Source organism: Bradyrhizobium sp. STM 3561, assembly GCF_045571455.1.
GTDB lineage: Bacteria > Pseudomonadota > Alphaproteobacteria > Rhizobiales > Xanthobacteraceae > Bradyrhizobium > Bradyrhizobium vignae.
The window spans coordinates 6,135,079-6,158,366 of sequence record NZ_CP120695.1 but is presented as its reverse complement, the minus strand read 5'-3'; the positions used below and the strand labels follow the sequence as shown (position 1 = coordinate 6,158,366).

Below are 23,288 nucleotides of genomic sequence, written 5' to 3'. Positions count from 1 at the left end.
GAAGCGCTTTTTGAATAGAGTTTGATATGGCGCGAGACCAGATCGATATGACGCCGCTGCAATCACGCGACGAGCTCGTCGCGTGGTTCGAGGCCGGCTGCAAGGACCCGTCCGAATTCCGCATGGGCACCGAGCACGAGAAGACGCCGTTCACGCTCGACGGCCACCTTCCGGTGCCTTACGGGGGGGCGCGCGGCATCGGTGCGCTGCTCGAAGGCATGAAGCTCCTGCTCGGCTGGGAGCCGATCATGGAGCAGGGCAACATCATCGGCCTCTACGATGTCACGGGCGGCGGTGCGATCTCGCTCGAGCCCGGCGGACAGTTCGAGCTCTCCGGCGCGCCGGTCGAGAACGTGCACCAGACCCAGAGCGAGTTGATGGCGCATCTTGCGCAGGTGCGCGAGATCGCAGCGCCGCTCGGCATCGGCTTCCTCGGGCTCGGCATGACGCCGTCCTGGTCGCGCGCCGATATCCCGGTGATGCCCAAGGGCCGCTACAAGATCATGACCAATTACATGCCGAAGGTCGGTCAGTACGGCCTCGACATGATGTACCGGACTTGCACGGTGCAGACCAATCTCGACTTCTCCTCCGAAGCCGACATGGTCAAGAAGCTGCGCGTCTCGCTCGCGCTCCAGCCGGTCGCGACTGCGCTGTTCGCCAATTCGCCGTTCACCGAGGGCAAGCCGAATGGCTTCCTCTCTTTCCGGTCCGAGATCTGGCGCGACACCGACAACGCGCGCGCCGGCATGATGCCGTGGGCGTTCGAGGACGGCATGGGGTTCGAGCGCTATGTCGACTACGCGCTCGACGTGCCGATGTATTTCGTCAAGCGCGGCGAGGAGTACATCGACGTGTCGGGCTCCTCGTTCCGCGCGTTCTTCGATGGCCGCAACAACAATCTTCCCGGCGAGCGTCCGACGCTGTCGGACTGGGCCAACCATCTCTCGACGATCTTCCCGGAAGTGCGGCTCAAGCGTTATCTCGAGATGCGCGGCTCCGACGGCGGACCGTGGGGCCGTCTGCCGGCGCTGCCGGCATTCTGGGTCGGGCTGCTCTACGATGGGGCTTCGCTCGATGCCGCCTGGGACATGGTGAAGCACTGGAGTGCGCATGAGCGTCAGGCCTTGCGCGATGACGTGCCGCGCTTCGGCTTCAAGGCGCGGATCAAGGATCGCTATCTGTTCGAGATCGCCAAGGAGTGCCTCGTTCTGGCTCATGCCGGCCTGCGCCGCCGCGGCCGAATTGACCAGCTTGGCCGCGATGAGACCCGGCACCTCGAGCCGCTCGATCGCATCATCGATTCCGGCCGGACGCCGGCCGAGGAGATGCTGGAGAAGTTCAACGGTCCCTGGAAAGGCTCGGTGGAACCGGCCTACGCGGAGTATGCGTTCTAGACCTTGTTTGAGTATGATCTTCTCGGATAATCGCGTCACACTTTGCGCTAACGCGGCCGTTGGGGTCATGCGTTAGGCCAACGATCCGGATTTCAGCCGTTCATCGCCCATACAGGTTTGCGGCGATCAAATGACCGGCCGAAAAACCTGAGCGTCGTCAATAACTCGAAAGCTGTTCTGATGGGGAAGGGCCGCCTGTCCGGGGCCGTCATGGCCAGCGTCGCGGCATGTGTCACGCTGCTTTCGCTCGCATTTGCGAGTGTGCCGGCGCCTGCCCAGACGGCGTTCGATCGGCCCGGCGGCGACTATTTCAGCACGCCGGTCACCTCGGGCGATCCCGAGGATTGCGCGCTGCTGTGCGAGCGCGATCGCCGCTGCCGCTCCTGGAGCTTCAGTTATCCCGACGTCGACGGTGCCGCGGCGGTGTGCTGGCTGAAGAACAGCGTGCCGGCGCGCGTGCCGGGAAGTTGCTGTATCTCGGGGGTCCGCGGCGCCGGCGTGATCGAGCCGCGCGTCGAGGGCGTCGAGAGCTCGATCGACCGCCCTGGCGGCGATTTGCGCAATTTCGAGCTCAAGGACGGTGAAAGCGTCGAGGCCTGCAAGGCCGCCTGCACCGCCGACAACAAATGCCGTGCCTTCACCTATGCCCGCCCCGGCTATACCGGGCGTGAGGCGCGCTGTTTCCTGAAGAAGGAGATCAAGCCGCCGCGAAGGAAGGCGGGATTCACGTCGGGCGTGGTGCGGTAGTCGTTGTCACGTGCCCCGGGCGCGGCGGAGCACGAAGTGATGTGCCGCTGAACCGGGGCCCACGCCACACAGGGATCCGCTGCGCCATGGGTCCCGGCTCTGCGCCGCGTCGTTTCACGATGCGACTTGTCCGGGACACGAGCATCACTCCGCGGCAATCACCGTAAGCTCGGGCCAGAGCGCCTTCCATCGCGCGGCCTTCGCCTCGTAATTGGCGATTGAAAAATTTTGCGCCCGGTTGGGCCGCACGATCAATCTCCCGACGTCGTCGAAGCCGTGCGGGGCGTAGACCTCGTGACCATCGGCAGCGCGCCTCACTCCGATTTGCGTGTTCTGCGTCAGGAAGCGATCGATGCCGTCTGCCGTGCAGCTTAGCGGCAGGTAGGGCAGGCCGTGCTTGGCGGGGTACCATAGATGCACGCGCGCCTGGTTGCGGGCCTCGATTTTGGCACCGAGATGCGCGAGCCGCGCGTGCAGGGTGCGGATCACCGCGTCCTCGGCCTCCCATGACGTATCAGGATCGAAATAGAACACGTCGTAATCGGCGATGCCGTGATCGATCGCGCGGCGCGTGAGCATGTTCCACACGGTCTGCACCAGGCATCCCGAAACCAGCCACGCATCCGGCAGCGCGAGGCGATGGAGCTCGTCTAGAATCGTGGCGTTGACCGGATTGCGCAAGGCAAGAGCGAGGAATTCGTCTCTTCTCACCCAATAACCAGTCAATGCACGGCGGTGAAGAACCGCGCCAGCCTGAACCCGGACAGCCAGGTCCACACCGGCTGGCCGCGCATGCCGAGATCCCAGGAGCCGAGCACCGCATCGGCACGGCCGATCAGATTGTCGATCGGCAAGAGGCCGACACCGCCGGAGCGCAGCGGCACGCGGCTATCGGCGGAATTGTCGCGGTTGTCGCCGAGCACGAAGAGGTGACCAGCGGGCACCGTCACTTCGGGCGTGTTGTCGAGCGGACCGCTGTCGCGCATCTTGAAGATCAGATGCGAGACGCCGTTCGGCAGCGTCTCGACGTAGCGATAGGCGGGCTCGCTGCCGCCATGGTCGTCCTCGGCGGCGCCGACGCCATCGGGCTTCAGCTCGGCGGGGCGGTCGTTGATGAAGAGCTGGCCTTGCCGCATCTGGATGCGGTCGCCGGGCAGGCCCACGACGCGCTTGACCCAGGCCTGCGAGCGATCGCCGGGCCAGCGGAAGACCACGACGTCGCCGAGCTTCGGCGTCTCCGCGAAGACGCGGCCGCTCTCGGGCAGGCTGATCTGGATCGGCAGCGACGAGGTGCCGTAGCCATAGGGGAATTTCGAGGCGAGCAGCGCATCACCGATCAACAGCGTCGGCTCCATCGAGCCCGACGGCACGTAGAACGGCTCGGCAAGCGCGCCCTTGGCGATGAAGACCGCGGCGACGATGCCGGCGAGCTGAGCGATCTGTCCACCCCAGCCGCTGCTTTTGCGCTTGGCGGGCGCAGTTACTTTCTCAACACTCATGCGCCTGTTCCACCTACCGTAATGCGTTCCATCAGCAGCGACGGTTGGCCGACGCCGACAGGCACGCCCTGGCCATTCTTGCCGCAGGTGCCGATCCCGGTGTCGAGCGCGAGGTCGTTGCCGATCATGCGGATGCGATGCAGGTCGGTCGGCCCGTTGCCGATCAGCATGGCGCCCTTCAAAGGCGCACCGATCTTGCCGTTCTCGATCTTGTAGGCCTCGGTGCACTGGAACACGTATTTGCCCGAGGTGATGTCGACCTGGCCGCCACCGAAATTCGCGGCGAACACGCCGTTCTTCACCGAGGCGATGATCTCGCCCGGCTCGCGGTCGCCCGCGAGCATGTAGGTGTTGGTCATGCGCGGCATCGGCACATGGGCATAACCCTGGCGACGGCCGTTGCCGGTCGGCTTCATGTTCATCAGCCGTGCGTTCTGACGATCCTGCATGTAGCCGACGAGGATGCCGTCCTCGATCAGCACGGTGCGATTGGTCGGCGTGCCCTCGTCGTCGATCGACAGCGAGCCGCGCCGCGAGGCAATGGTGCCGTCGTCGACCACGGTGACGCCCTTGGCCGCGACCTGCTGGCCCATCAAGCCGGCAAATGCCGACGTCTTCTTGCGGTTGAAGTCGCCTTCGAGGCCATGGCCGACCGCTTCATGCAACATCACGCCGGGCCAGCCGGCGCCGAGCACGACGTCCATTTCGCCGGCGGGGGCGGGAATCGATTCCAGGTTGACGAGCGCTTCGCGCAGCGCGCCGTCGGCGGCCTCGCGCCAGGACTTGGTCGCGATGAACTCGGCATAGCCGGCGCGGCCGCCATAGCCCTTGCTGCCGCTCTCCTGGCGGTCGCCCTGGCCGGCGACGACGGAGATGTTGACGCGCACCAGCGGACGGATGTCGCGATAGCTCTCGCCGTCGGGCCGCAGGATCTCGACGACCTGCCAGGTCGCGCCGAGACTCACGCTGACCTGCCGCACCCGCGGATCCTTGTCGCGCAGGTAAGCGTCGATCTCGGCCAGCAGCTTGACCTTGGTCTCGAAGCCCGGCGCATCGAGCGGGTTGTCGTCGCCATAGAGCCGCACATTGGTGTGCGCCGGCGGTGCGGCGAAGCTGCCGGAGTAGCCGCCGCGCACGGCAGCGACGGCGTCCGCGGCGCGAATCAGCGCCGGCAGCGACACGTCGGAGGAATGCGCGTAACCGACCGCGTCGTCCTTGACGGCGCGCAGGCCGAACCCCTGCGAGGTGTCGTAGGTCGCCTGCTTCAGCCGCCCATTGTCGAACATCAGCGCTTCGGTCTGGCTGTATTCCAGGAACAATTCGCCGTCGTCAGCGCCCGAAAGCCCGCGCGCGATCTCGTGGCGAACCTGGTCGCGGTCGAGATTGGCACGGTCGAGCAGGGAGGTTGTGGCAGGGTTGGTCATTCGTCCGTCCATTATCGGAAGATGTGGGGCAAGATAATGGTTTCGGACCGGTTCCGCGAGGGCGCCAGGTCTCACATTACGGAAACAATAGGATTGCCAGTTCAGCCGCCCCTACGGCAGCTTGTCGTACCCCTCACCCAGCCCGTTCAGGCTGAGCGGGAAGCCGATGCCTTCTTCCGGGGTCTCGAAGATGATGAAGGTCGCGGTCTTGGCGCTGCGGAGCTGGCCGAGCAGCTTGTCCTCCAGGACGACCTCGGCGACGCAGCCGTTGGGGAGGCAGCGGACGAAGCCGGCGCGACCGACGTCCTGGTTGTCGAGCTTGAGGCCGAGGCCGGAGGGCAACAGGACCCCGAGCGGGGCGACCACGCGCATCAGGCGGCTCTTCTGGTCGGCGGTCTTGAGCACGATCACGGTCAGGCCGGCATTGGAGCGGTCTTCCGCCACCACGCTCTGGATCAGGGCGCACTGCTCGGTCTGGGCGCCCGGCGGGGTGTCGCAGCGGATCTGCCAGTCGCCATGGACGGAGCGTACCGCGCCCTGCGCATGGGCAAGGCCCGGCAGCGCGAGGAGGACGATCGCAGCCACGAGGGCGGCCAGCGCCGGGAGGCCGTTCGCCGGCCTTGCCATCGATCTCGAAAGCCCCATCGGGTCGGTCCCTCTGCTCGCCTGGGTCACTCGCACCCTGGCGGACTGATACGGGAATGACGGCGTCTTGAAGGCGATTCCCAAGCAAATTCCGCGCCGCCCACACCGCCATCGCCCGCTCGAATCAGGCTCCTGCGCGGCTGCCTGCCAGTGCCTAACGCGGGCAATTCCGCTGTCAAGCCGCAGCTTCCCGGGAAGCGGTATTTTTGTCTGATGTTGCTGGGAAATATCCTGCCGGTGATGGCTGGCAGACCAGGCTCAAGACTGCATTGCGATAGATCAAGAATTATGGTTTGAGAGGCTTGATTTCGCGTTCTAGCGATCTGGCCCCGATTCCTCTTAGAGGTATTCTTGCGTGGCGGTTTGTCGGACTGGCGGATCGAATAAGCGTTTCCCGGAAACAGGGGAACGCACTTGGGGTGATTTCGTAAGGGGAGCGCGAACGGCATGAGGATGTCGATGGGTCGGGTGGGCCGGCAATTGCTGGGATTGGCCACCATCGCCTTGGTGGCGGCTGGCGTCACGCTGGCGACGGGTGGTGCGGCATTCGCCGAGCTCGGGCAGCCGGCTCCGTGGGAGTGGACGCTCCAGCAGTCCGGTTCCCCGGTGATGGACAACATCGTCTGGTTCCACAATTTCCTGTTCGTGCTGATCACCCTGATCACGCTGTTCGTCCTGGCGCTGCTCGTGATCGTGGTCGTCAAGTTCAACGCGAAGGCCAATCCGGTGCCGTCGCGGACCACCCACAACACGCTGATCGAGGTGGCCTGGACGCTCGTTCCGGTGCTGATCCTGGTCGGAATCTCGGTGCCGTCGTTCCGGCTTCTGTTCCTGGAGCTCGACGTGCCGAAGGCGGATCTGACCATCAAGGCGACCGGCAAGCAGTGGTACTGGTCGTATGCCTATCCCGATAACGGCAAGTTCGAGTTCGACTCGCTGATGGCGCAGGACAAGCAGCCCCGTCTGCTCGGCGTCGACAACGAGATGGTGGTGCCGGTCAACAAGGTGATTCGCGTCCAGACCACCGGCGCCGACGTCATCCATGCCTTTGCGGTGCCGGCTTTCGGCATCAAGATCGACGCCATTCCGGGCCGTCTGAACGAGACCTGGTTCAAGGCCACCAAGACCGGCATGTACTACGGTCAGTGCTCGGAACTGTGCGGCAAGGATCACGCCTTCATGCCGATCGCCGTGCGCGTGGTGAGCGACCAGGAGTTCGCCTCCTGGATCGAGACGGCGAAGAAGAAGTTTGCGAGCGGCGGCACCAGCACCTACGCCTCCGCGGCCGGCCCGACGCAGTAAGCGTCGGATGACGGCTTGAGGGACTGAAAGCGACAAAAGGGCGGGACCTCCAGAGGTCCGAATGGGACGCAAGGCAGGATTTGAAAATGGCAACGAGCGCAGCGGCACACGGCGATCACGCGCAAGCCCACGGACATGACGAGCACGCCCATCCGACCGGATGGCGGCGCTACGTCTATTCGACCAACCACAAGGACATCGGCACGATGTACCTGATCTTCGCGGTCATCGCCGGCATCATCGGTGCCGCGATGTCGATCGCGATCCGGGCCGAGCTGATGTATCCGGGCGTGCAGATCTTCCATGAGACGCACACCTATAATGTGTTCGTGACCTCTCACGGCCTGATCATGATCTTCTTCATGGTTATGCCCGCGATGATCGGCGGCTTCGGCAACTGGTTCGTGCCGCTGATGATCGGCGCGCCCGACATGGCGTTCCCGCGCATGAACAACATCTCGTTCTGGCTGCTGCCGGCGTCCTTCGCGCTGCTGCTGATGTCGACCTTCGTCGAGGGCGAGCCGGGCGCCAACGGCGTCGGCGCCGGCTGGACCATGTACGTGCCGCTGTCGAGCTCCGGCCATCCGGGCCCGGCCGTCGACTTCGCCATCCTGTCGCTGCATCTGGCGGGCGCCTCGTCGATCCTCGGTGCCATCAACTTCATCACGACCATCTTCAACATGCGCGCGCCGGGCATGACCCTGCACAAGATGCCGCTGTTCGTGTGGTCGATCCTGGTGACGGTGTTCCTGCTGCTGTTGTCGCTGCCGGTGCTCGCCGGTGCGATCACCATGCTGCTCACCGACCGCAATTTCGGCACGACGTTCTTCGCGCCCGACGGCGGCGGCGACCCCGTGCTGTTCCAGCATCTGTTCTGGTTCTTCGGTCACCCCGAGGTGTACATCCTGATCCTGCCGGGCTTCGGCATGATCAGCCAGATCGTCTCGACCTTCTCGCGCAAGCCCGTGTTCGGTTATCTCGGCATGGCCTACGCCATGGTCGCGATCGGCGGCATCGGCTTCGTGGTGTGGGCGCACCACATGTACACGGTCGGCATGTCCTCGGCGACGCAGGCCTACTTCGTCGCGGCCACGATGGTCATCGCCGTTCCGACCGGCGTGAAGATCTTCTCCTGGGTCGCAACGATGTGGGGCGGCTCGATCGAATTCCGCGCCCCGATGATCTGGGCGGTGGGCTTCATCTTCCTGTTCACGATCGGCGGCGTCACCGGCGTCGTGCTGGCGAACGCGGGTGTCGATCGCGTGCTCCAGGAGACCTACTACGTCGTCGCGCACTTCCACTACGTGCTGTCGCTCGGTGCGGTGTTCGCGATCTTCGCCGGCTGGTACTACTGGTTCCCGAAGATGTCGGGTTACATGTACAATGAGAGCCTCGCCAAGCTGCACTTCTGGGTCACCTTCATCGGTGTCAACCTGGTGTTCTTCCCGCAGCACTTCCTCGGCCTGTCGGGCATGCCGCGCCGTTACGTCGACTATCCCGATGCCTTCGCGGGCTGGAATCTGGTCTCGTCGGTCGGCTCCTACATCTCCGGCTTCGGCGTGCTGATCTTCCTGTATTGCGTGATCGACGCCTTCGCCCGCAAGGTGCCGGCGGGCGACAACCCCTGGGGTGCCGGCGCGACCACGCTGGAGTGGACGCTGTCCTCGCCGCCACCGTTCCACCAATTCGAAGTGCTGCCCCGCGTGCAGTAAGCAATCTCCCGCGGCGCCCGTGACGGGCGCCGCGGCGCTATAACGAAACGAGTAGATCTAAGTGTCCGTCCTCGACCATAATGCCATCGACATCAATCCCCGCATCTCCGAAGCGGAGGTCGGCGACTACATCGCGCTGCTCAAGCCGCGGGTGATGTCGCTGGTGATCTTCACCGCGCTGGTCGGAATGGCGATGGCGCCCGGGCATTTCCATCCCGTGTTGGCGATCACCTCGCTGCTCTGCATCGCTGTCGGTGCCGGCGCCTCCGGGGCACTCAACATGGCGCTCGAAGGCGACATCGACGCCAAGATGTCGCGCACGGCGAACCGGCCGATTCCGCGCGGACGCATCACCCGTCCCGAGGCCATGGCTTTCGGCATGACGCTCGCCTTCTTCTCGGTGATGACGCTCGGCATCCTCGTCAACTGGATCGCGGGCGCGCTGCTCGCCTTCACCATCTTCTTCTACGTCGTGATTTACACTCTCTGGCTGAAGCGCTGGACCGCGCAGAACATCGTGATCGGCGGCGCCGCCGGCGCGCTGCCGCCGGTGGTGGCGTGGGCCTCGGTGACGGGCACGGTCGATGTCGAGCCGCTGCTGCTGTTCGCCATCATCTTCTTCTGGACGCCGCCGCATTTCTGGGCGCTGGCGCTGTTCCGCTCCGACGACTATGCGCGCGCCGGCATTCCGATGCTGCCCAACGTCGCCGGTCCCGACGCGACCCGCCTCCAGATCCTGCTCTACACGATCGTGCTGATCGCGGTGGCCGCGACGCCCTGGGCGCTCGGCTATTTCGACGCCGTCTACGGCATCGTCTCGCTGATCCTCGGCGCCGGCATGCTGGTGCTCGCGATCAACGTCTATATGCGGCGCGAACGCAGCCAGTCGCTGCGCGCGACCCGCAAGCTGTTTGCCTTCTCGATCCTGTATCTGTTCGCGCTGTTCGCGACCCTGCTGGCCGAGGTCGTGTATCGGGCGCTTGCTCCGATGGTTGGGGGCGCATGAGGCAGGAATGGCTGACAAACCCGAGCCAAATGGAATCGTCCTCACCGAGGCGCAGCAGAAGAGCCGTCGTCAGCGTTCGATCGCAATCGCGCTCGCGCTGGGCGTGCTCGTGGTGCTGTTCTTCGCCGTCACCATGGTCAAGGGGCCGGCAGTACTAGTGCGGCCGATGTAGGGAAGATGGGTCACGAGCCGACCATATCGCGGGATCAGAGCCGGACAGCCGCCAAAGGCCGCCGCGGCGGCCGGTTCAGTGGTCTTGGCCGCGACGCGTTGGTCGCCTCGATCTGCGGCGGCGTGGTCGCGCTGATGGTCGGAGCTTCCTACGCGGCGGTGCCGTTCTACAACTGGTTCTGCCGCGCCACCGGCTTCAACGGCACGACGCAGGTTGCGACCGCGGCGCCGGCCAATGGCCCGATCGCGCGGAAGATCTCGGTGCGCTTCGATTCCAACGTCGCGCCCGGCCTGCCCTGGAAGTTCGAGCCGGAGCAGAGCGAGATCGAAGTCAATATCGGCCAGGTCGTGACCGTCTTCTACACCGTGACCAATCAGGCCGCGCGCACCACTGCGGGCCAGGCCGCCTACAACGTCGCGCCGCTGACGGTCGGCTCCTACTTCCAGAAGATCAACTGCTTCTGCTTCACCGAGCAGACCATGGCGCCCGGCGAGAAGCGCGAGATGCCGGTCGTGTTCTACGTCGATCCCTCGATCGCCGAGGACCACGAGAATGACGGGCTGAATACGATCACGCTGTCCTACACGTTCTACCCGGTGAAGGATCCGGTGGTGAAGCCGCTCGCCGCCGGCGAGAACGACAAACGCAAGGGAAATCTTTGACCGCCGGGCTCACGCTCGGGCGGTCGGAAACAAGGGGATAAGTGCCTGATAGGCACGGGATTGAGGAGAGAGACGGAAATGGCCACGGCGCATACCAAGCATCACGACTATCACCTGGTCGATCCCTCGCCCTGGCCGGCTGTCGGCTCGCTCTCGGCATTCATCATGGCGGTCGGCGCGATCGCCTGGATGCACCAAATGTTCTCCGCGGCGCCGATCGTGTTCGGTGTCGGCACCGTGGGCGTGCTCTACACCATGACGAGCTGGTGGGCCGACGTGATCAAGGAAGCCCAGTACAAGGGCGACCACACCCGCGTCGTGCAGCTGCATCACCGCTACGGCATGATCCTGTTCATCGCCTCCGAGGTGATGTTCTTCGTCGCCTGGTTCTGGGCTTATTTCAACGCGGCGCTGTTTCCGGCCGACGCCGTCCACGCCACCCGCGATGCGGTGTTCGGCTGTGGTCTCGGCACCCAGCCCGGTGCCTGCTCCGTCCCCGGCACCTGGCCGCCGAAGGGCATCGAGACCTTCGATCCCTGGCATCTGCCGCTGCTGAACACGCTGATCCTGCTCACGTCGGGCACCACCGTGACCTGGGCGCACCACGCGCTGCTCGAGAACGACCGCCAGGGCCTGAAATACGGGCTGATCCTCACCGTCCTCCTGGGCGCCGCCTTCACCTGTGTGCAGGCCTATGAATACAGTCACGCGGCGTTTTCCTTCGCCGGCAACGTCTACGGCGCGACCTTCTTCATGGCGACCGGCTTCCACGGCTTCCACGTGCTGGTCGGCACCATCTTCCTGATCGTGTGCCTTGCCCGCGCCTATGCCGGCCACTTCACGCCGAAGCAGCATCTCGGTTTCGAGTTCGCCGCCTGGTACTGGCACTTCGTCGACGTGGTCTGGCTGTTCCTGTTCCTCTGCATCTACGTCTGGGGACACGGCGCCGAGACCATGGCCCACGGCGCGCACTAAAGCATGATCCGGAAAAGTGCGAAGCGGTTTTCCGGAAAGATCATGCGTAAACAACAAGCTAAAGCGCGATGACGAGTCTCCAAATCTCATCGCGCTTCAGCCGTATCGAACTGATCAGAAAGGGCGGCCGCAGGGCCGCCCTTTCGCTTTCCGGCCGCCGGATGTTTCGGCGGAAACTGTGATAGAGTCCGCCATCATGAACGACAGCGCCGGCACACCCCAATCCGAAACCACGGTCCTGCAAAGCGCGCTGCGCGGGCTCGCCTGCAAATGCCCGCGCTGCGGCCAGGGCAAGCTCTATGCGGGGTTCCTGACGCTCGCGCCGGCTTGCGACCGTTGCGGCCTCGATTACGCCTTCATCGATACCGGCGATGGTCCGGCGATCTTCATCATCATGCTCGCCGGTGCCATCGTGGTCGGTTGCGCGCTCGTCGTCGAGGTCAAGTACCAACCGCCGTTCTGGCTGCATGCGGTGCTCTGGCTGCCGCTGATCCTCGCCACCACGCTGTTGCCGCTGCGTGCGATGAAATCGTTGCTGATCGCGCTGCAGTTTCACCACAAGGCGGCGCCGGGCCGGTTGGTCGATCGCGCGAAATGAACGAGCCTGCGCGCAAGGCCCGCGTGGCCGGCTTCGCGCTGTTCACGCTGCTCCTGACGGCTGTGTTCGTCGCGCTCGGTGTCTGGCAGTTGCAGCGCCGGACAGCCAAGCACGCGCTCATTGCGGCACTCACCGAACGGCTCGCGGCGTCGCCGACGGCGCTGCCGCCGTCCGCGCAATGGACCGCGCTGAATCCTGCCCGCGATGAATTCCGCCGCGTCAGCTTCACCGCGACCTATGCAGCCCTGCCCGATGCGATGGTTTATTCCTCCGGCTCTGCGGTGCGCAAGGACGCCTCCGGCCCGGGCACCTGGGCCTTCCTGCCGGCGCGGCTTCCCAGCGGCGAGACGGTCGTGATCGATGCGGGCTTCGTCGAGAACACGATGCAGGACCGCGGTGTCCAGGACCGCGCGGTGAAGAAGCTCGTCACGGGCCAACCGATTGAGCTCACCGGCTATCTGCGCTTTCCCGAGGCGCCCGGCTGGCTGACGCCGGCGGAGAATCGCGACAAGCGGCTTTGGTTCGTGCGCGATCATCTGGGAATCGCAAGCGCGCTCGGCTGGGGCGCGGTTGCGCCGTTCTATATCGATCTCGAGCAGCCCGCGCCCGCGAACGGCATTCCGCGTCCGGGCCCACTGGAGGTGAATCTGAAGGACGACCACCTGCAATATGCTGTTACCTGGTTCACGCTTGCGGGCGCCGTGCTGATCGTCTTCGCCGTGTGGGCAAGAGGCCGGCGCCAGAGCTGAGCTCATCGGAAGATATTTCGAGGGAACCGGTATCGCCCGGGGTTTATTTTTCAGCGCATATTCACGACTGTGGTCCTAAGCCACCGGGATTTTCCGCGGCAGACAGGATTGTAGCGTGAGCGATTTCGACCAGATGGGAATTGTCGTCGATTGGGTGGACGCCTGCCGGAAGGGCGATCTCGCGACACTGCTCGACCTCTATGCGGACGATGCGCAGCTCGAATGCACGTGTAACGGCACGCGGCGCTACCACGGCCGGAGCGAGATCGAGGCCTATTGGCAGCCGCAGCTCAGCGCCTTCTCGTCGGCGGGTTTCGGTCTGGAAGAGATCCATCCCGCGCCCCACGGCATCGATCTCGAATATTCCGTCGCCGGCGCGCTGCGCATTCAGGCCTCGTTCCGCTTCAGCCTGGATGGCAAGATCCGCAGCACGCTGTGCGAACCGGCGCTACAGAACGCGCATGATGGCTGCGGCTGTTAGCCTGATGATGGCGCGTCCCGCGTTGCCTGTACCGGAAGGCGGCAGCGCACGTAAGTTCGCTCATCCATGCGCAACAGGGACAGCGATCCGCTGAGCGCACGCACGCGTTCATGCATGCCGGTCAGCCCCCGGCCGAAGATGTTGCCCGCAGGAAAACCGCCGCCATCATCGGAGATCTCGACGACGAGCGTCTCGCCGGCGACGGTCGCCTGCACATCTACGTTGCTGGCCTCGGCATGGCGGAGCGCGTTGGTCAGTGCTTCCTGGATCACCCGATACACGGTCTGAGCCAACGGCCCGTGGATCACGTTCAGATCCGGATCGATCGTGTCCGTGACGGCGATATGCGGTGCCTGCTTGCCAAAATTCCGGAGCAGCGTCTGCACGCTGGTCGCAAGGCCCAGTTCCTCGATGTAGAGCGGCCGCAGCCGGTCGAGAATGCGGCGGTTGGTCTGCTGGAGCGCCTCGACTGATTGTAGTACCTCCCGTGCCGAGTTGCCGAGATGTCCTGTCTGCGGCGCAGCGTCGACCAGCGCGATCGAGCCGGCGCGGATGCTGAACAGCAGCGGTCCGAGCTCGTCGTGCAGTTCGCGGGCGAGATCGCGCCGCTCATCGTCCTGGAGCGACACCAGACGGTGCATCAGATCACGATTGTCCCGGCTCAGTTGCGCAAGCGTTGCGGCCAGTGCATTCGCCTCCTCGCAACCTTGCCGAATTTCCGGCGGACCCCCGACCGGAATCGGCCTGGTGTAGTCGCCCTGTCGTATTCGCGTGAGACCTTCGCCGAGATCTTGCAGAGGGCGCAGGACAGATCCCGCCAGGACGTAGGCGATCGTGCCGGTAAGAACCATCAGTCCGGCGACCAGGCTGGTCAGCGCAAGAAAGCCGATCCATTTCTCGAACAGATCGGCCGATATGTCCGGCACGAAGACGATGTCGCCGATACGTCTGCCGTCGATCATCACTGGGGATGCCACGCCCAAGTTTGGGATGGCGAGAAGGTCGATGAACCATTGCGGCACGCCATGCGACTTGCGCGGCTCGTCCTTCGGCACCGGCGCGGCACCTGCTTCCAGGGCCCGGAACTGGATGTCGGAGGAGGTGTCCAAAGAATGGACAAAGGCGTCGAGCGTCTGCCGTGGATTGTCCGATGCGCGAAGGGTATTGTTGAGCGCAGCGGCGATGGCCTCTGTCGAACGCCGCCTCGGCTCGTTCTCCTCGGCCAATTGGCCCGTCGCGAATATCTGGAGCAGCACGCCCCCCAGGATCAGCGCCGCGAGAAAGCTAGCGCCGAGCGGAAGAAACAGTTGCGTCCTGAACGAAAGTCGTTGCCACATTAGGCCAATTCTAACGCGCAGCGGCGGGTTTTGCTCTTTCCATTTATTCCCGCCGGTTTATGAGTCGAAGAAAGAGGGTCCGCGATGCAAGATACCGCCAAGCTGGCGACCAGGGTCCTGATCGTCGACGACCATCCCGTGGTGCTGTCGGGTTGCCGCACCCTGTTCGCGTCCGACCATTCAATCCGCATTGACGAAGCGACCGATGCCAAATCCGGACATCGCGCCTATGTCAGCAAGCGGCCCGACGTCACCGTGATCGACATCAGCCTGCCCGATGTCTCCGGCTTCGAGCTGATGCGACGCATCCGCAAGGACGATCCCGACGCCAAGATCATCATGTTCAGCATGAACGACGATCCGGCCTTCGTGGTGCGGGCAGTCGAGCTTGGGGCGCAGGGTTATGTCTCCAAGGGCGACGATCCCCGTATCCTGCTGAAAGCGGTGCGCAAGGTGGTCGCGGGCGACAATTTCATCTCGCCGCAGCTTGCGGAAGCCGTGACGTTTTCGGGCGCGGCGATCAAGGCCAATCCGGCTTCGCAGATGACGCCGCGGGAGCTCGAAATTCTCCGCCTGCTTGGACGCGGCGACAAGATCGTCGAGGTCGCCGAGGCGCTCGGCATCTCCTACAAGACGGTCGCCAACACTACATCTCTGCTGAAGCAGAAGCTGGGTGCCAAGAATCACTCCGATCTGATCCGGATCGCAGTGGAGATCGGGATGAACTGACCTTCCGCCAGCGACCGAACCGGCTGCTCCAGGATGCAGCGGTTCGGTCGACGGATCGGCGCCGTCGTTGGCCGGGCAATGCATGGCCAACGGGCGACACCGATCCGCGGACACAATGGGCCGAGACTGCATTCGTTCCTGCCGCGGCCAACATTTCGGGAAAAAGCGGCATTTGGCGACACGACCTTGCCGTGCCGGCAGAAGCGGGGCCCGGAGCGGATCGGGAAGAACAGGAACATTTTTCGGCGCGCGCGGTTTTGTCCCTTGACGATTTCGTGACAGGCGACGAAAGCTTGCCGGAAGAGTTTTGACGGGTCAGCGACCCCGACGAGGCAAACCGGTCTGCACACAACGACAGACCTTCCAAGAGAAGGGCTGCGGTCATACCGCAGCCCTTTTTCATTGGGCGAGGGTGGGCCGGAAGCGGTTTCCCGATGCCGCAAAACACTTTATGGTGGCTCAAAGCAGCTGGCTGTTTAGCAAGTAGTTTCGTGAAATCAAAGGCTTAAGGATCGAGCTTCGGCTCGATGGGCCTTTGGAGGGCAGTTTGACTCGTTATATCTCAACCCGGGGCGAGGCCCCCGAACTCGGCTTCTGTGACGTGATGCTGACCGGGCTCGCCCGCGACGGTGGTCTATATGTGCCAGCGACGTGGCCACAGCTCCCGACTGAGACGATCGCCGGATTCTTCGGCCGTCCCTATTGGGAGGTCGCGGTCGACGTGATTCGGCCCTTCGCCGGCGGCGAGATCTCGGACGCCGAGCTCGGTCGCATGGCGAACGAGGCCTATGCCACCTTCCGCCATCCCGCGGTGGTGCCACTACGCCAAATGTCGCCGCATCAGTTCGTGCTGGAGCTATTCCACGGTCCGACGCTCGCCTTCAAGGACGTGGCGATGCAGCTGATCTCGCGGCTGATGGATCATGTGCTCGCCAAGCGCGGCCAGCGCACCACCATCGTGGTCGCGACGTCGGGCGATACCGGCGGCGCCGCGGTCGAAGCCTTTGCAGGACTCGAGAATGTCGATCTCATCGTGCTGTTTCCGCACGGCCGCATCTCCGAGGTGCAGCAGCGGATGATGACGACGACGGGCGCGGCCAATGTGCATGCGCTCGCCATCGAAGGCACGTTCGACGATTGCCAGGCGCTCGTGAAGGGGATGTTCAACAATCATCGCTTCCGCGATGCGACCTCGCTCTCCGGTGTCAATTCCATCAACTGGGCGCGCATCGTCGCCCAGGTGGTCTATTATTTCACCTCCGCCGTTGCCGCCGGTGCGCCGGCGCGCGCGGTCGATTTCGTCGTGCCGACGGGCAATTTCGGCGACATCTTCGCCGGCTATGTCGCCAAGCGCATGGGGCTGCCGGTGCGCACCCTGCGCATCGCCGCCAACGTCAACGACATCCTGGCGCGGACGCTGAAGACTGGAATCTACGAGGTGCGCGAGGTGCACGCGACGGCGTCGCCGTCGATGGACATCCAGATCTCGTCGAATTTCGAGCGACTGCTGTTCGAGGCCGGCCGGCGCGATGCCGCCGGCGTGCGCCGCCTGATGGAATCGCTGAAGCAGTCCGGACGTTTCGTGCTGCCGGATGCGACGCTCGCCGCGATCCGCGAGGAGTTCGATGCCGGGCGCGCCGACGAGACCGAGACGTCGGCTGCGATCCGCGCCGCCTGGCGTGAAGCCGGTGAGCTGGTCGATCCTCATACGGCCGTGGCGCTTGCCGTCGCGGACCGCGACACCACCGACACCAGGGTACCGAGCATCGTGCTCTCCACCGCCCATCCGGCCAAATTCCCCGACGCTGTCGAGGCGGCCTGCGGCCAGCGGCCGCAACTGCCGGCCTGGCTCGACGGCTTGATGACTAAATCCGAACACATGAGGGTGATGAAGAACGATCAGGCCAAGGTCGAGCGGTTCGTGCTGTCGGTCAGCCGCGCCGCCAAGCAGGGAGTTGCCGGATGAGCGTCGAGATCTGCAAGCTTGCCTCCGGCCTGACCGTCGTCACCGACGAGATGCCTCACCTCGAAACCGCGGCGCTCGGGGTCTGGGCCGGCGTCGGCGGACGCGACGAAAAGCCCAACGAGCACGGCATCTCGCATCTGCTCGAGCACATGGCGTTCAAGGGCACGACGAAGCGCTCTTCGCGCGAGATCGTCGAGGAGATCGAGGCGGTCGGCGGCGACCTCAATGCCGGCACCTCGACCGAGACCACGTCCTACTATGCGCGGGTGCTGAAGGCCGACGTGCCGCTCGCGCTCGACGTGCTCGCCGACATCCTCGCCAATCCCGCCTTCGAGCCCGACGAGCTGGAGCGCGAGAAGAACGTCATCGTGCAGGAGATCGGCGCGGCGCAGGACACGCCCGACGATGTCGTGTTCGAGCATCTCAACGAGCTCTGCTATCCCGACCAGCCGATGGGCCGTTCCCTGCTCGGCACGGCCAAGACGCTGCGCGCCTTCAACCGCGACATGCTGCGTGGCTATCTCTCGACGCATTATCGCGGACCCGACATGGTGGTGGCGGCGGCCGGCGCAGTTGATCACAGCCAAGTCGTCGCCGAGGTCGAGAGACGCTTTGCGAGTTTCGAGGGGACGCCGGGGCCGAAGCCGCAGACCGCTCAGTTCGGCCAGGGCGGCACCAAGGTCGTGCATCGCGAGCTCGAGCAGGCGCATCTGACGCTGGCGCTGGAAGGCGTGCCCCAGACGGATTCGTCGCTGTTCTCGCTCCAGGTCTTCACCAACATTCTCGGCGGCGGAATGTCGTCGCGGCTGTTCCAGGAGGTGCGTGAGAAGCGCGGCCTCTGCTACTCCATCTACACCTTCCACGCGCCCTACAGCGATACCGGCTTCTTCGGCCTCTATACCGGCACCGATCCGGCCGACGCGCCGGAGATGATGGAGGTGGTGGTCGACATCATGAACGACTCTGTGGAGACGCTGACCGATGCCGAGATCGCCCGGGCCAAGGCGCAGATGAAGGCGGGTCTCCTGATGGCCATGGAGAGCTGCTCCTCCCGTGCCGAGCAGCTCGCCCGGCATGTGCTCGCCTATGGGCGGCCGCAGACGGTTCAGGAATTGGTGGCCCGGATCGATGCCGTCAGCATCGAATCGACGAGGGATGCGGCGCGTGCGCTGCTGTCGCGGAGCCGGCCCGCCGTTGTCGCATTGGGCAGTGGCAGGGGTCTGGACACGGCGGTATCTTTTGCGGAAGGATTGACCCGGGCGCGCGCCAAGGCGCGGTTGCATTAGGAGCCGCGCTACGGCGGGACCGCCCCGGAAAGCATCACCATGGCCCTCTTTCGCCTGCCGTCCAGTGGACCCGCCGCCCTCGCGCCGCGCGGCAACGGGCTGTTGCTGCGCGCGCCGCAAATGTCCGACTTCCTGCAATGGGCTCATTTACGCGAAACCAGCCGCGACTATCTCACGCCCTGGGAACCGATCTGGCCGTCTGACGATCTCACCCGGTCCGGCTTCCGCCGCCGCCTGCGCCGCTATTCCGAGGACATTGCCGCCGACCGCTCCTATCCCTTTCTGATCTTCCGGGAGCTCGACGGCGCCCTAATCGGCGGCATCACGCTGGCCAATGTCCGGCGTGGCATCGTGCAGGCCGGCACCATCGGCTACTGGGTCGGGCAGCCCTACGCGCATCGCGGCTACATGACGGCCGCACTGCGGGTGCTGCTGCCGACGCTGTTCGGCGAGCTCAATCTGCACCGGGTCGATGCCGCCTGCATTCCCACCAATGCGCCGTCGATCCGGGTGCTGGAGAAGTGCGGCTTCTCCCGCGAGGGCCTGGCGCGCCGCTATCTCTGCATCAATGGAATTTGGCAGGATCACCTGCTGTTCGGGCTGCTGCACGAGGATTTCCGCGGCTGACCGGGGAGCTCCTGCGGCCAAAGTCTCGATGGTCCCGCCCTGTTGGCTGTTCTATTCGCTTGCCTTGCTGTCCGCCTTGGGTTCGCCGATTTTGGCGATATAACGGCGCGGGCCAGCCGGTAGATCGGCCCGAATGTTGTGATGGGAGTATGGGTGTCGATGGTGAAGGAGCTTCGGTCATCGCGGACGACGTTGCTGCGGGGGACGGCGGTCGCGTTGGCGTTGTCAGTTTCGCTCACGACCGTCTCGCCGGCGGCGGCCCAGTCCTTGAGCGACCGCTTCAAGAGCCTGTTCGGCGGCAAGCCGGACGAGTCGGCCCAGCCCAATCCAGCGCCGGCGCCCGGCCAGCCGGCCGAAGACGACATCGACTGCCCGCAGGTCACCGTGCGCTCCGGCGCCTCCACCTATGCGGTCGGTGCGAGCGGCAAGCAGGCCGTCGGTAACGACATCCGCTTCCAGGCAACGATCACCAAGATGGCGCGCGAATGCGCCCGGAGCGGCGGTGATATCACCGCCCGGATCGGCATCCAGGGCCGCGTCATCGCAGGTCCCGCCGGTGCGCCCGCGACCGTCGAGGTCCCCTTGCGTGTTGCGGTGGTGCAGGGTGGCGTCGGCGAAAAGGTAATCGCCTCGAAGGCCTACCGGACGACAGTCGCAATGTCGGAGGGCGGCAGTGTGCCCTTCAGCTTCATTGTCGAGGATCTGTCCTATCCCGTGCCTTCAGCCGCGGTCGCGGATTCCTACATCTTCTACGTCGGCTTCGATCCGCAGGCGCTTTCGCCCGAGCCGAAGGGGCGGAAGAAGAAGTAGGCGATGTCTCGTGCCCCGGACGCGGCGCGGCGCTTCTTTAGCGCTGCGCGGCAGAGCCGGGGCCCGGAGCTGCCGATGCTGGGTCCCGGCTCTGCGTCGCGTCATTTCATGCCGCGCCGCGTCCGGGACACCCGCAAGCAGAAAAAAAGCCGGCGCTCATCGCGCCGGCTTTTTTTGATTGGTGAGGTGTTCGCCCTCAGTTCAGCTTTTGCCGAACCTCGTTGATGCCCTTGGCGAGCAGGTCGTCGGCGACCTGGCCCCTGACCGACTGCGACAGGATGGTCGAGGCGGCCTGGACGGCGGCTTCTGCGGCCGCGGCGCGGACGTCGGCCAGCGCCTGGGCCTCGGCCAGCGCGATCTTGCTCTCCGCGGTCTTGGTGCGGCGGGCGACGAAGTCTTCCATCTTCGCCTTGGCGTCGGCAGCGATGCGCTCGGCTTCGGCCTTGGCGTTGGCGATGATGTCGGCAGCCTCGCGCTCGGCCGTGGCACTGCGCGCCTTGTAGTCGGCGAGCACCTTGGCCGCCTCCTGCTTGAGGCGCGCGGCGTCGTCGAGCTCGGCCTTGATGCGGGCGGCGCGATGATCGAGCGCAGTCATCGCCGACTTGAAGACGCCGAGATAGCCGAACACGATCATCAGGATCACGAAGGCGACGGCGACCCAGGTTTCAGGATCGAAGAACATCTGTGGCTAACCCTTCAAGGACGCATCGACAGCGGCATTGACCGAGGTGGCATCCGGAATGATTCCGGTGAGCTGCTGCACGATCTGACCTGCCGCATCCGCCGCGATGCCGCGGACGTTGCTCATGGCGGTGGTGCGGGTCGAGGCGATGGTCTTCTCCGCCTCGGCGAGCTTGGCCGCCAGCTGCTCTTCCAGCGCCTTGCGTTCGGCGTCCGCCTGCGCATTCGCCTTGTCGCGGGATTCGTTGCCGATCGCCTGCGCCCGCGAACGCGCCGAAGCGAGCTCGCTTTCATAGGCCTTCAGCGCAGCCTCGGACTGGTCCTTCAGCCTCTGCGCTTCAGTGAGGTCGCCCTCGATCTTGTTCTGGCGTGCTTCGATCGCACCGCCGACCTTCGGCAGAGCGAGCTTGGACACGATCACGTAAAGCAGGACGAAGAAGATCGCGAGCGACACCAGCTGCGAAGCATAGGTGCTGCTCTCGAACGGCGGAAAGCCGCCGCTGTGATGACCGCCATCGGCTTCGGTGTGGGCACCCGCCGCCGGTCCTTTTGCCCCGCCATGACTCTCAGCCATGGAGTACTCCCGTTGCTGTCACGCGCCGCTTCGGATGAAGCGGCGCGAAAGAAGTCGTTCTTTAGAAAACGAACAGCAGAAGCAGCGCGATCAGCAGCGAGAAGATGCCGAGCGCTTCGGTCACGGCGAAGCCGAAGATCAGGTTGCCGAACTGGCCCTGAGCGGCCGACGGGTTGCGAACGGCTGCGGCGAGGTAGTTGCCGAAGATCACGCCCACGCCGACGCCCGCACCGCCCATGCCGATGCACGCGATGCCCGCGCCGATAAGTTTTGCTGCTGCCGGATCCATTTTAGACTCCTTGGAAGAAAGATTGCGTTGTGGGTGGAAATTCCCCGGACCGCTCAGTGTCCCGGATGAATGGCGTCGTTGAGGTAGATGCAGGTCAGGATCGCGAACACGTAAGCCTGCAGGAACGCGACCAGGATCTCGAGCGCGTACAGCGCGATCGTGAGCGCCAGCGGCAGCACGCCGCCGACCCAGCCGATGGCGCCGAGCGAGAAGCCCAGCATGGCGACGAAGCCCGCGAACACCTTCAACGCGATGTGGCCGGCCAGCATGTTGGCGAACAGACGAATGCTGTGCGAGACCGGCCGCAGGAAGAACGACAGCACCTCGATGAACATGACCAGCGGCAGGACGTAGCCGGGGACGCCGTGAGGAACGAAGATCTTGAAGAATTTCAGGCCGTTCTTGGCGATGCCGTAGATCAGCACGGTGAAGAAGACCAAGAGCGCCAGCCCGGCGGTGACGATCAGGTGGCTGGAGACCGTGAAAGTGTAGGGGATGATGCCGACCAGGTTCGAGACGCAGATGAACATGAACAGCGAGAAGATCAGCGGGAAGAACTTCATGCCCTCCGCGCCGGCCGTCGAACGGATGGTCGAGGCGACGAACTCGTAGGAGATCTCGGCGACGGACTGCAGGCGCCCGGGAACCAGCTGCGTGCCGCTGGCGAGCATCAGGATCGAGATGATCGCCACCGCCACCAGCATGTAGAGCGACGAATTGGTGAAGGCGATCGTGTGATTGCCGATATGGCCCAGGGTGAAGAGAGGCTCGATGTTGAACTGGTGGATCGGGTCGATTTTCATCAGCGCGGCATCTCTTGGTCTGCCGGGCTATGCCGGCGGGTCTCGGTCTGCCGGCCGGGCCGGCCCGTACCGGCGAGGCCGGCACGATCATTCCTCTCCTGGTGGGACCAGCTTTAAGAACCACCGCGCCTGTTTTGACCCGCACCCGCCGACCTCACCACATTCACCACGCCGGCGACGAAGCCCAGCAGCGTGAACACGATGAACCCGAAAGGCGACGTCGACAGCAAGCGGTCGAACCCCCAGCCAATCCCCGCTCCGACAATGACGCCGGCGATCAACTCGGAGGATAACCGGAAACCAAGCGCCATCGCCGAGGCTCTGGCCGCTCTGTCTCCCTCGTCACCTGCGGGTTGCTCGGTCCTGGTCCGGCGGTCGCGAATTTCGGACAACCGCTGATCAAGACTTCCGAGCCGTTCGGAAAGCGCAGCTTCCTCGGGCGATCTATCGCGATCTCCATTCCCGCCGTGCTCCGTGCCCTGTGTCATGCAACGAAGACCCGAAACGCCGCGGCTGAATGGAAATTACGCCCGCCACCCTCAAAAGCCGCGCGGACCATACTGATGGGCCATAATCAAGTCAAGCCAAGTCACGATTGCGTCGCTTTCAGTTATGTATTTGATTTGTCTTGTGATATTGGCGCGCGCGGCAGCGCTGCACACAGCGTGACGCCGCACCGCAGCAGGTCTGCTCGCGATCGGCGGATGCCGCTGTCCTTTCGCCGCATGACCGGGATCAAAGAAGCCATCGCGTTCGTTGATTTCAGGGGACGCGTTTTTGGCGGCGGACTGCCCGATGGGGGTGTAGAATTGCACAG

27 protein-coding genes are annotated in these 23,288 nt (G+C 64.6%); 16 read left to right on the top strand and 11 right to left on the bottom strand.

What is annotated here, in order from left to right; genetic code table 11:
- The first annotated feature begins 26 nt into the window (after positions 1-26).
- Positions 27-1,397 (top strand): glutamate--cysteine ligase, encoded by a 1,371-nt coding sequence (locus tag P6U28_RS29285; RefSeq protein ID WP_407120317.1) that lies wholly within the window; start codon positions 27-29, stop codon positions 1,395-1,397.
- A 180-nt stretch (positions 1,398-1,577) separates the two neighbouring features.
- The gene (locus P6U28_RS29280; protein WP_122400692.1) at positions 1,578-2,144 is read left to right on the top strand and encodes a PAN domain-containing protein; all 567 of its coding nucleotides are present in this window, start codon (positions 1,578-1,580) and stop codon (positions 2,142-2,144) included.
- 144 nt (positions 2,145-2,288) lie between these two features.
- Here the strand turns inward: P6U28_RS29280 and P6U28_RS29275 are convergent, their stop codons facing one another.
- The 4 genes from P6U28_RS29275 to P6U28_RS29260 form a co-directional block, all read right to left on the bottom strand.
- Entirely contained in the window at positions 2,289-2,855 is a 567-nt protein-coding gene (locus P6U28_RS29275) for a nucleotidyltransferase family protein (RefSeq protein WP_407120316.1), read from the bottom strand.
- Positions 2,856-2,866: 11 nt separating this feature from the next.
- Positions 2,867-3,643, bottom strand: coding sequence for a signal peptidase I (lepB, locus tag P6U28_RS29270; protein WP_122400694.1), 777 nt, complete (start codon positions 3,641-3,643; stop codon positions 2,867-2,869).
- On the bottom strand, positions 3,640-5,067 hold the full coding sequence (gene tldD / locus P6U28_RS29265; RefSeq protein WP_122400695.1) for a metalloprotease TldD: 1,428 nt from the start codon (positions 5,065-5,067) through the stop codon (positions 3,640-3,642). The genes lepB and tldD overlap by 4 nt, the downstream gene beginning before the upstream one ends.
- A 111-nt stretch (positions 5,068-5,178) precedes the next feature.
- Positions 5,179-5,712 carry an invasion associated locus B family protein gene (locus P6U28_RS29260; protein WP_027574305.1) on the bottom strand — a complete coding sequence of 178 codons (534 nt, stop codon included), beginning with the start codon at positions 5,710-5,712 and terminating at the stop codon, positions 5,179-5,181.
- Between the two features lie 447 nt (positions 5,713-6,159).
- On the opposite strand from P6U28_RS29260, the gene coxB reads away from it, so the two are divergent.
- The 9 genes from coxB to P6U28_RS29215 all read left to right on the top strand — a co-directional run bounded on the left by coxB (position 6,160) and on the right by P6U28_RS29215 (position 13,369).
- Positions 6,160-7,014 (top strand): cytochrome c oxidase subunit II, encoded by an 855-nt coding sequence (coxB, locus tag P6U28_RS29255; protein ID WP_122400697.1) that lies wholly within the window; start codon positions 6,160-6,162, stop codon positions 7,012-7,014.
- Between the two features lie 86 nt (positions 7,015-7,100).
- Positions 7,101-8,726: a cytochrome c oxidase subunit I gene (gene ctaD, locus P6U28_RS29250; RefSeq protein ID WP_122400698.1), complete on the top strand. Its 1,626-nt coding sequence runs from the start codon at positions 7,101-7,103 to the stop codon at positions 8,724-8,726.
- Positions 8,727-8,787: 61 nt separating this feature from the next.
- Entirely contained in the window at positions 8,788-9,732 is a 945-nt protein-coding gene (locus P6U28_RS29245) for a heme o synthase (protein ID WP_407120315.1), read from the top strand.
- Positions 9,733-9,739: 7 nt separating this feature from the next.
- A complete protein-coding gene (locus P6U28_RS29240; protein ID WP_122400700.1) occupies positions 9,740-9,904 on the top strand; it encodes a CoxF protein in 165 nt (54 codons plus the stop codon).
- Between the two features lie 5 nt (positions 9,905-9,909).
- Positions 9,910-10,566, top strand: a complete 657-nt coding sequence (locus P6U28_RS29235) for a cytochrome c oxidase assembly protein (protein WP_407120314.1) — start codon at positions 9,910-9,912, stop codon at positions 10,564-10,566.
- Between the two features lie 78 nt (positions 10,567-10,644).
- Complete coding sequence (locus P6U28_RS29230; RefSeq protein WP_407120313.1) at positions 10,645-11,541, top strand: cytochrome c oxidase subunit 3; 897 nt, start codon at positions 10,645-10,647, stop codon at positions 11,539-11,541.
- Positions 11,542-11,737: 196 nt separating this feature from the next.
- Positions 11,738-12,139, top strand: a complete 402-nt coding sequence (locus P6U28_RS29225; RefSeq protein ID WP_122400703.1) for a DUF983 domain-containing protein — start codon at positions 11,738-11,740, stop codon at positions 12,137-12,139.
- Entirely contained in the window at positions 12,136-12,888 is a 753-nt protein-coding gene (locus P6U28_RS29220; protein ID WP_407120312.1) for an SURF1 family protein, read from the top strand. The genes P6U28_RS29225 and P6U28_RS29220 overlap by 4 nt, the downstream gene beginning before the upstream one ends.
- Positions 12,889-13,003: 115 nt before the next feature.
- The gene (locus P6U28_RS29215) at positions 13,004-13,369 is read left to right on the top strand and encodes a nuclear transport factor 2 family protein (protein WP_122400705.1); all 366 of its coding nucleotides are present in this window, start codon (positions 13,004-13,006) and stop codon (positions 13,367-13,369) included.
- On the opposite strand, the gene P6U28_RS29210 is transcribed toward P6U28_RS29215, so the two are convergent.
- Positions 13,366-14,706: an ATP-binding protein gene (locus tag P6U28_RS29210; protein WP_122400706.1), complete on the bottom strand. Its 1,341-nt coding sequence runs from the start codon at positions 14,704-14,706 to the stop codon at positions 13,366-13,368. The genes P6U28_RS29215 and P6U28_RS29210 overlap by 4 nt on opposite strands.
- An 84-nt stretch (positions 14,707-14,790) precedes the next feature.
- Here P6U28_RS29210 and P6U28_RS29205 point away from each other — a divergent pair, with 84 nt between their 5' ends.
- The 5 genes from P6U28_RS29205 to P6U28_RS29185 all read left to right on the top strand — a co-directional run bounded on the left by P6U28_RS29205 (position 14,791) and on the right by P6U28_RS29185 (position 20,124).
- On the top strand, positions 14,791-15,435 hold the full coding sequence (locus P6U28_RS29205) for a response regulator transcription factor (RefSeq protein WP_122400707.1): 645 nt from the start codon (positions 14,791-14,793) through the stop codon (positions 15,433-15,435).
- A gap of 547 nt (positions 15,436-15,982) precedes the next feature.
- A complete protein-coding gene (gene thrC, locus P6U28_RS29200) occupies positions 15,983-17,401 on the top strand; it encodes a threonine synthase (RefSeq protein ID WP_407120310.1) in 1,419 nt (472 codons plus the stop codon).
- Positions 17,398-18,687, top strand: a complete 1,290-nt coding sequence (locus tag P6U28_RS29195; RefSeq protein ID WP_122400709.1) for a pitrilysin family protein — start codon at positions 17,398-17,400, stop codon at positions 18,685-18,687. The genes thrC and P6U28_RS29195 overlap by 4 nt, the downstream gene beginning before the upstream one ends.
- Positions 18,688-18,726: 39 nt before the next feature.
- A complete protein-coding gene (locus P6U28_RS29190; protein WP_122400710.1) occupies positions 18,727-19,314 on the top strand; it encodes a GNAT family N-acetyltransferase in 588 nt (195 codons plus the stop codon).
- Positions 19,315-19,473: 159 nt separating this feature from the next.
- Positions 19,474-20,124, top strand: coding sequence for a hypothetical protein (locus P6U28_RS29185; protein ID WP_122400711.1), 651 nt, complete (start codon positions 19,474-19,476; stop codon positions 20,122-20,124).
- 196 nt (positions 20,125-20,320) lie between these two features.
- Here P6U28_RS29185 and gspM read toward each other — a convergent pair whose 3' ends face one another.
- From gspM to P6U28_RS29155, 6 genes are all read right to left on the bottom strand, one after another.
- Positions 20,321-20,806 (bottom strand): type II secretion system protein GspM, encoded by a 486-nt coding sequence (gene gspM / locus P6U28_RS29180; protein ID WP_122400713.1) that lies wholly within the window; start codon positions 20,804-20,806, stop codon positions 20,321-20,323.
- Positions 20,807-20,812: 6 nt separating this feature from the next.
- Positions 20,813-21,379 (bottom strand): F0F1 ATP synthase subunit B, encoded by a 567-nt coding sequence (locus P6U28_RS29175; protein WP_122400714.1) that lies wholly within the window; start codon positions 21,377-21,379, stop codon positions 20,813-20,815.
- Positions 21,380-21,440: 61 nt separating this feature from the next.
- Entirely contained in the window at positions 21,441-21,668 is a 228-nt protein-coding gene (locus tag P6U28_RS29170; RefSeq protein ID WP_018643436.1) for a F0F1 ATP synthase subunit C, read from the bottom strand.
- 53 nt (positions 21,669-21,721) lie between these two features.
- A complete protein-coding gene (locus P6U28_RS29165) occupies positions 21,722-22,471 on the bottom strand; it encodes a F0F1 ATP synthase subunit A (RefSeq protein WP_122400715.1) in 750 nt (249 codons plus the stop codon).
- Positions 22,472-22,584: 113 nt separating this feature from the next.
- Complete coding sequence (locus tag P6U28_RS29160) at positions 22,585-22,959, bottom strand: AtpZ/AtpI family protein (protein ID WP_122406352.1); 375 nt, start codon at positions 22,957-22,959, stop codon at positions 22,585-22,587.
- A gap of 51 nt (positions 22,960-23,010) precedes the next feature.
- Positions 23,011-23,286, bottom strand: a complete 276-nt coding sequence (locus P6U28_RS29155) for a hypothetical protein (RefSeq protein ID WP_162500095.1) — start codon at positions 23,284-23,286, stop codon at positions 23,011-23,013.
- Positions 23,287-23,288: the final 2 nt, after the last annotated feature.

Coding starts and splice junctions, on each gene's coding strand:
- P6U28_RS29285 (WP_407120317.1), top strand. CDS start 27: ATGGCGCGAGACCAGATCGATATGACGCCGCTGCAATCACGCGACGAG.
- P6U28_RS29280 (WP_122400692.1), top strand. CDS start 1,578: ATGGGGAAGGGCCGCCTGTCCGGGGCCGTCATGGCCAGCGTCGCGGCA.
- lepB (WP_122400694.1), bottom strand. CDS start 3,643: ATGAGTGTTGAGAAAGTAACTGCGCCCGCCAAGCGCAAAAGCAGCGGC.
- tldD (WP_122400695.1), bottom strand. CDS start 5,067: ATGACCAACCCTGCCACAACCTCCCTGCTCGACCGTGCCAATCTCGAC.
- P6U28_RS29260 (WP_027574305.1), bottom strand. CDS start 5,712: ATGGGGCTTTCGAGATCGATGGCAAGGCCGGCGAACGGCCTCCCGGCG.
- coxB (WP_122400697.1), top strand. CDS start 6,160: ATGAGGATGTCGATGGGTCGGGTGGGCCGGCAATTGCTGGGATTGGCC.
- ctaD (WP_122400698.1), top strand. CDS start 7,101: ATGGCAACGAGCGCAGCGGCACACGGCGATCACGCGCAAGCCCACGGA.
- P6U28_RS29240 (WP_122400700.1), top strand. CDS start 9,740: ATGGCTGACAAACCCGAGCCAAATGGAATCGTCCTCACCGAGGCGCAG.
- P6U28_RS29235 (WP_407120314.1), top strand. CDS start 9,910: ATGGGTCACGAGCCGACCATATCGCGGGATCAGAGCCGGACAGCCGCC.
- P6U28_RS29230 (WP_407120313.1), top strand. CDS start 10,645: ATGGCCACGGCGCATACCAAGCATCACGACTATCACCTGGTCGATCCC.
- P6U28_RS29225 (WP_122400703.1), top strand. CDS start 11,738: ATGAACGACAGCGCCGGCACACCCCAATCCGAAACCACGGTCCTGCAA.
- P6U28_RS29220 (WP_407120312.1), top strand. CDS start 12,136: ATGAACGAGCCTGCGCGCAAGGCCCGCGTGGCCGGCTTCGCGCTGTTC.
- P6U28_RS29210 (WP_122400706.1), bottom strand. CDS start 14,706: ATGTGGCAACGACTTTCGTTCAGGACGCAACTGTTTCTTCCGCTCGGC.
- P6U28_RS29205 (WP_122400707.1), top strand. CDS start 14,791: ATGCAAGATACCGCCAAGCTGGCGACCAGGGTCCTGATCGTCGACGAC.
- P6U28_RS29195 (WP_122400709.1), top strand. CDS start 17,398: ATGAGCGTCGAGATCTGCAAGCTTGCCTCCGGCCTGACCGTCGTCACC.
- P6U28_RS29190 (WP_122400710.1), top strand. CDS start 18,727: ATGGCCCTCTTTCGCCTGCCGTCCAGTGGACCCGCCGCCCTCGCGCCG.
- P6U28_RS29185 (WP_122400711.1), top strand. CDS start 19,474: ATGGTGAAGGAGCTTCGGTCATCGCGGACGACGTTGCTGCGGGGGACG.
- gspM (WP_122400713.1), bottom strand. CDS start 20,806: ATGTTCTTCGATCCTGAAACCTGGGTCGCCGTCGCCTTCGTGATCCTG.
- P6U28_RS29175 (WP_122400714.1), bottom strand. CDS start 21,379: ATGGCTGAGAGTCATGGCGGGGCAAAAGGACCGGCGGCGGGTGCCCAC.
- P6U28_RS29170 (WP_018643436.1), bottom strand. CDS start 21,668: ATGGATCCGGCAGCAGCAAAACTTATCGGCGCGGGCATCGCGTGCATC.
- P6U28_RS29165 (WP_122400715.1), bottom strand. CDS start 22,471: ATGAAAATCGACCCGATCCACCAGTTCAACATCGAGCCTCTCTTCACC.
- P6U28_RS29160 (WP_122406352.1), bottom strand. CDS start 22,959: ATGACACAGGGCACGGAGCACGGCGGGAATGGAGATCGCGATAGATCG.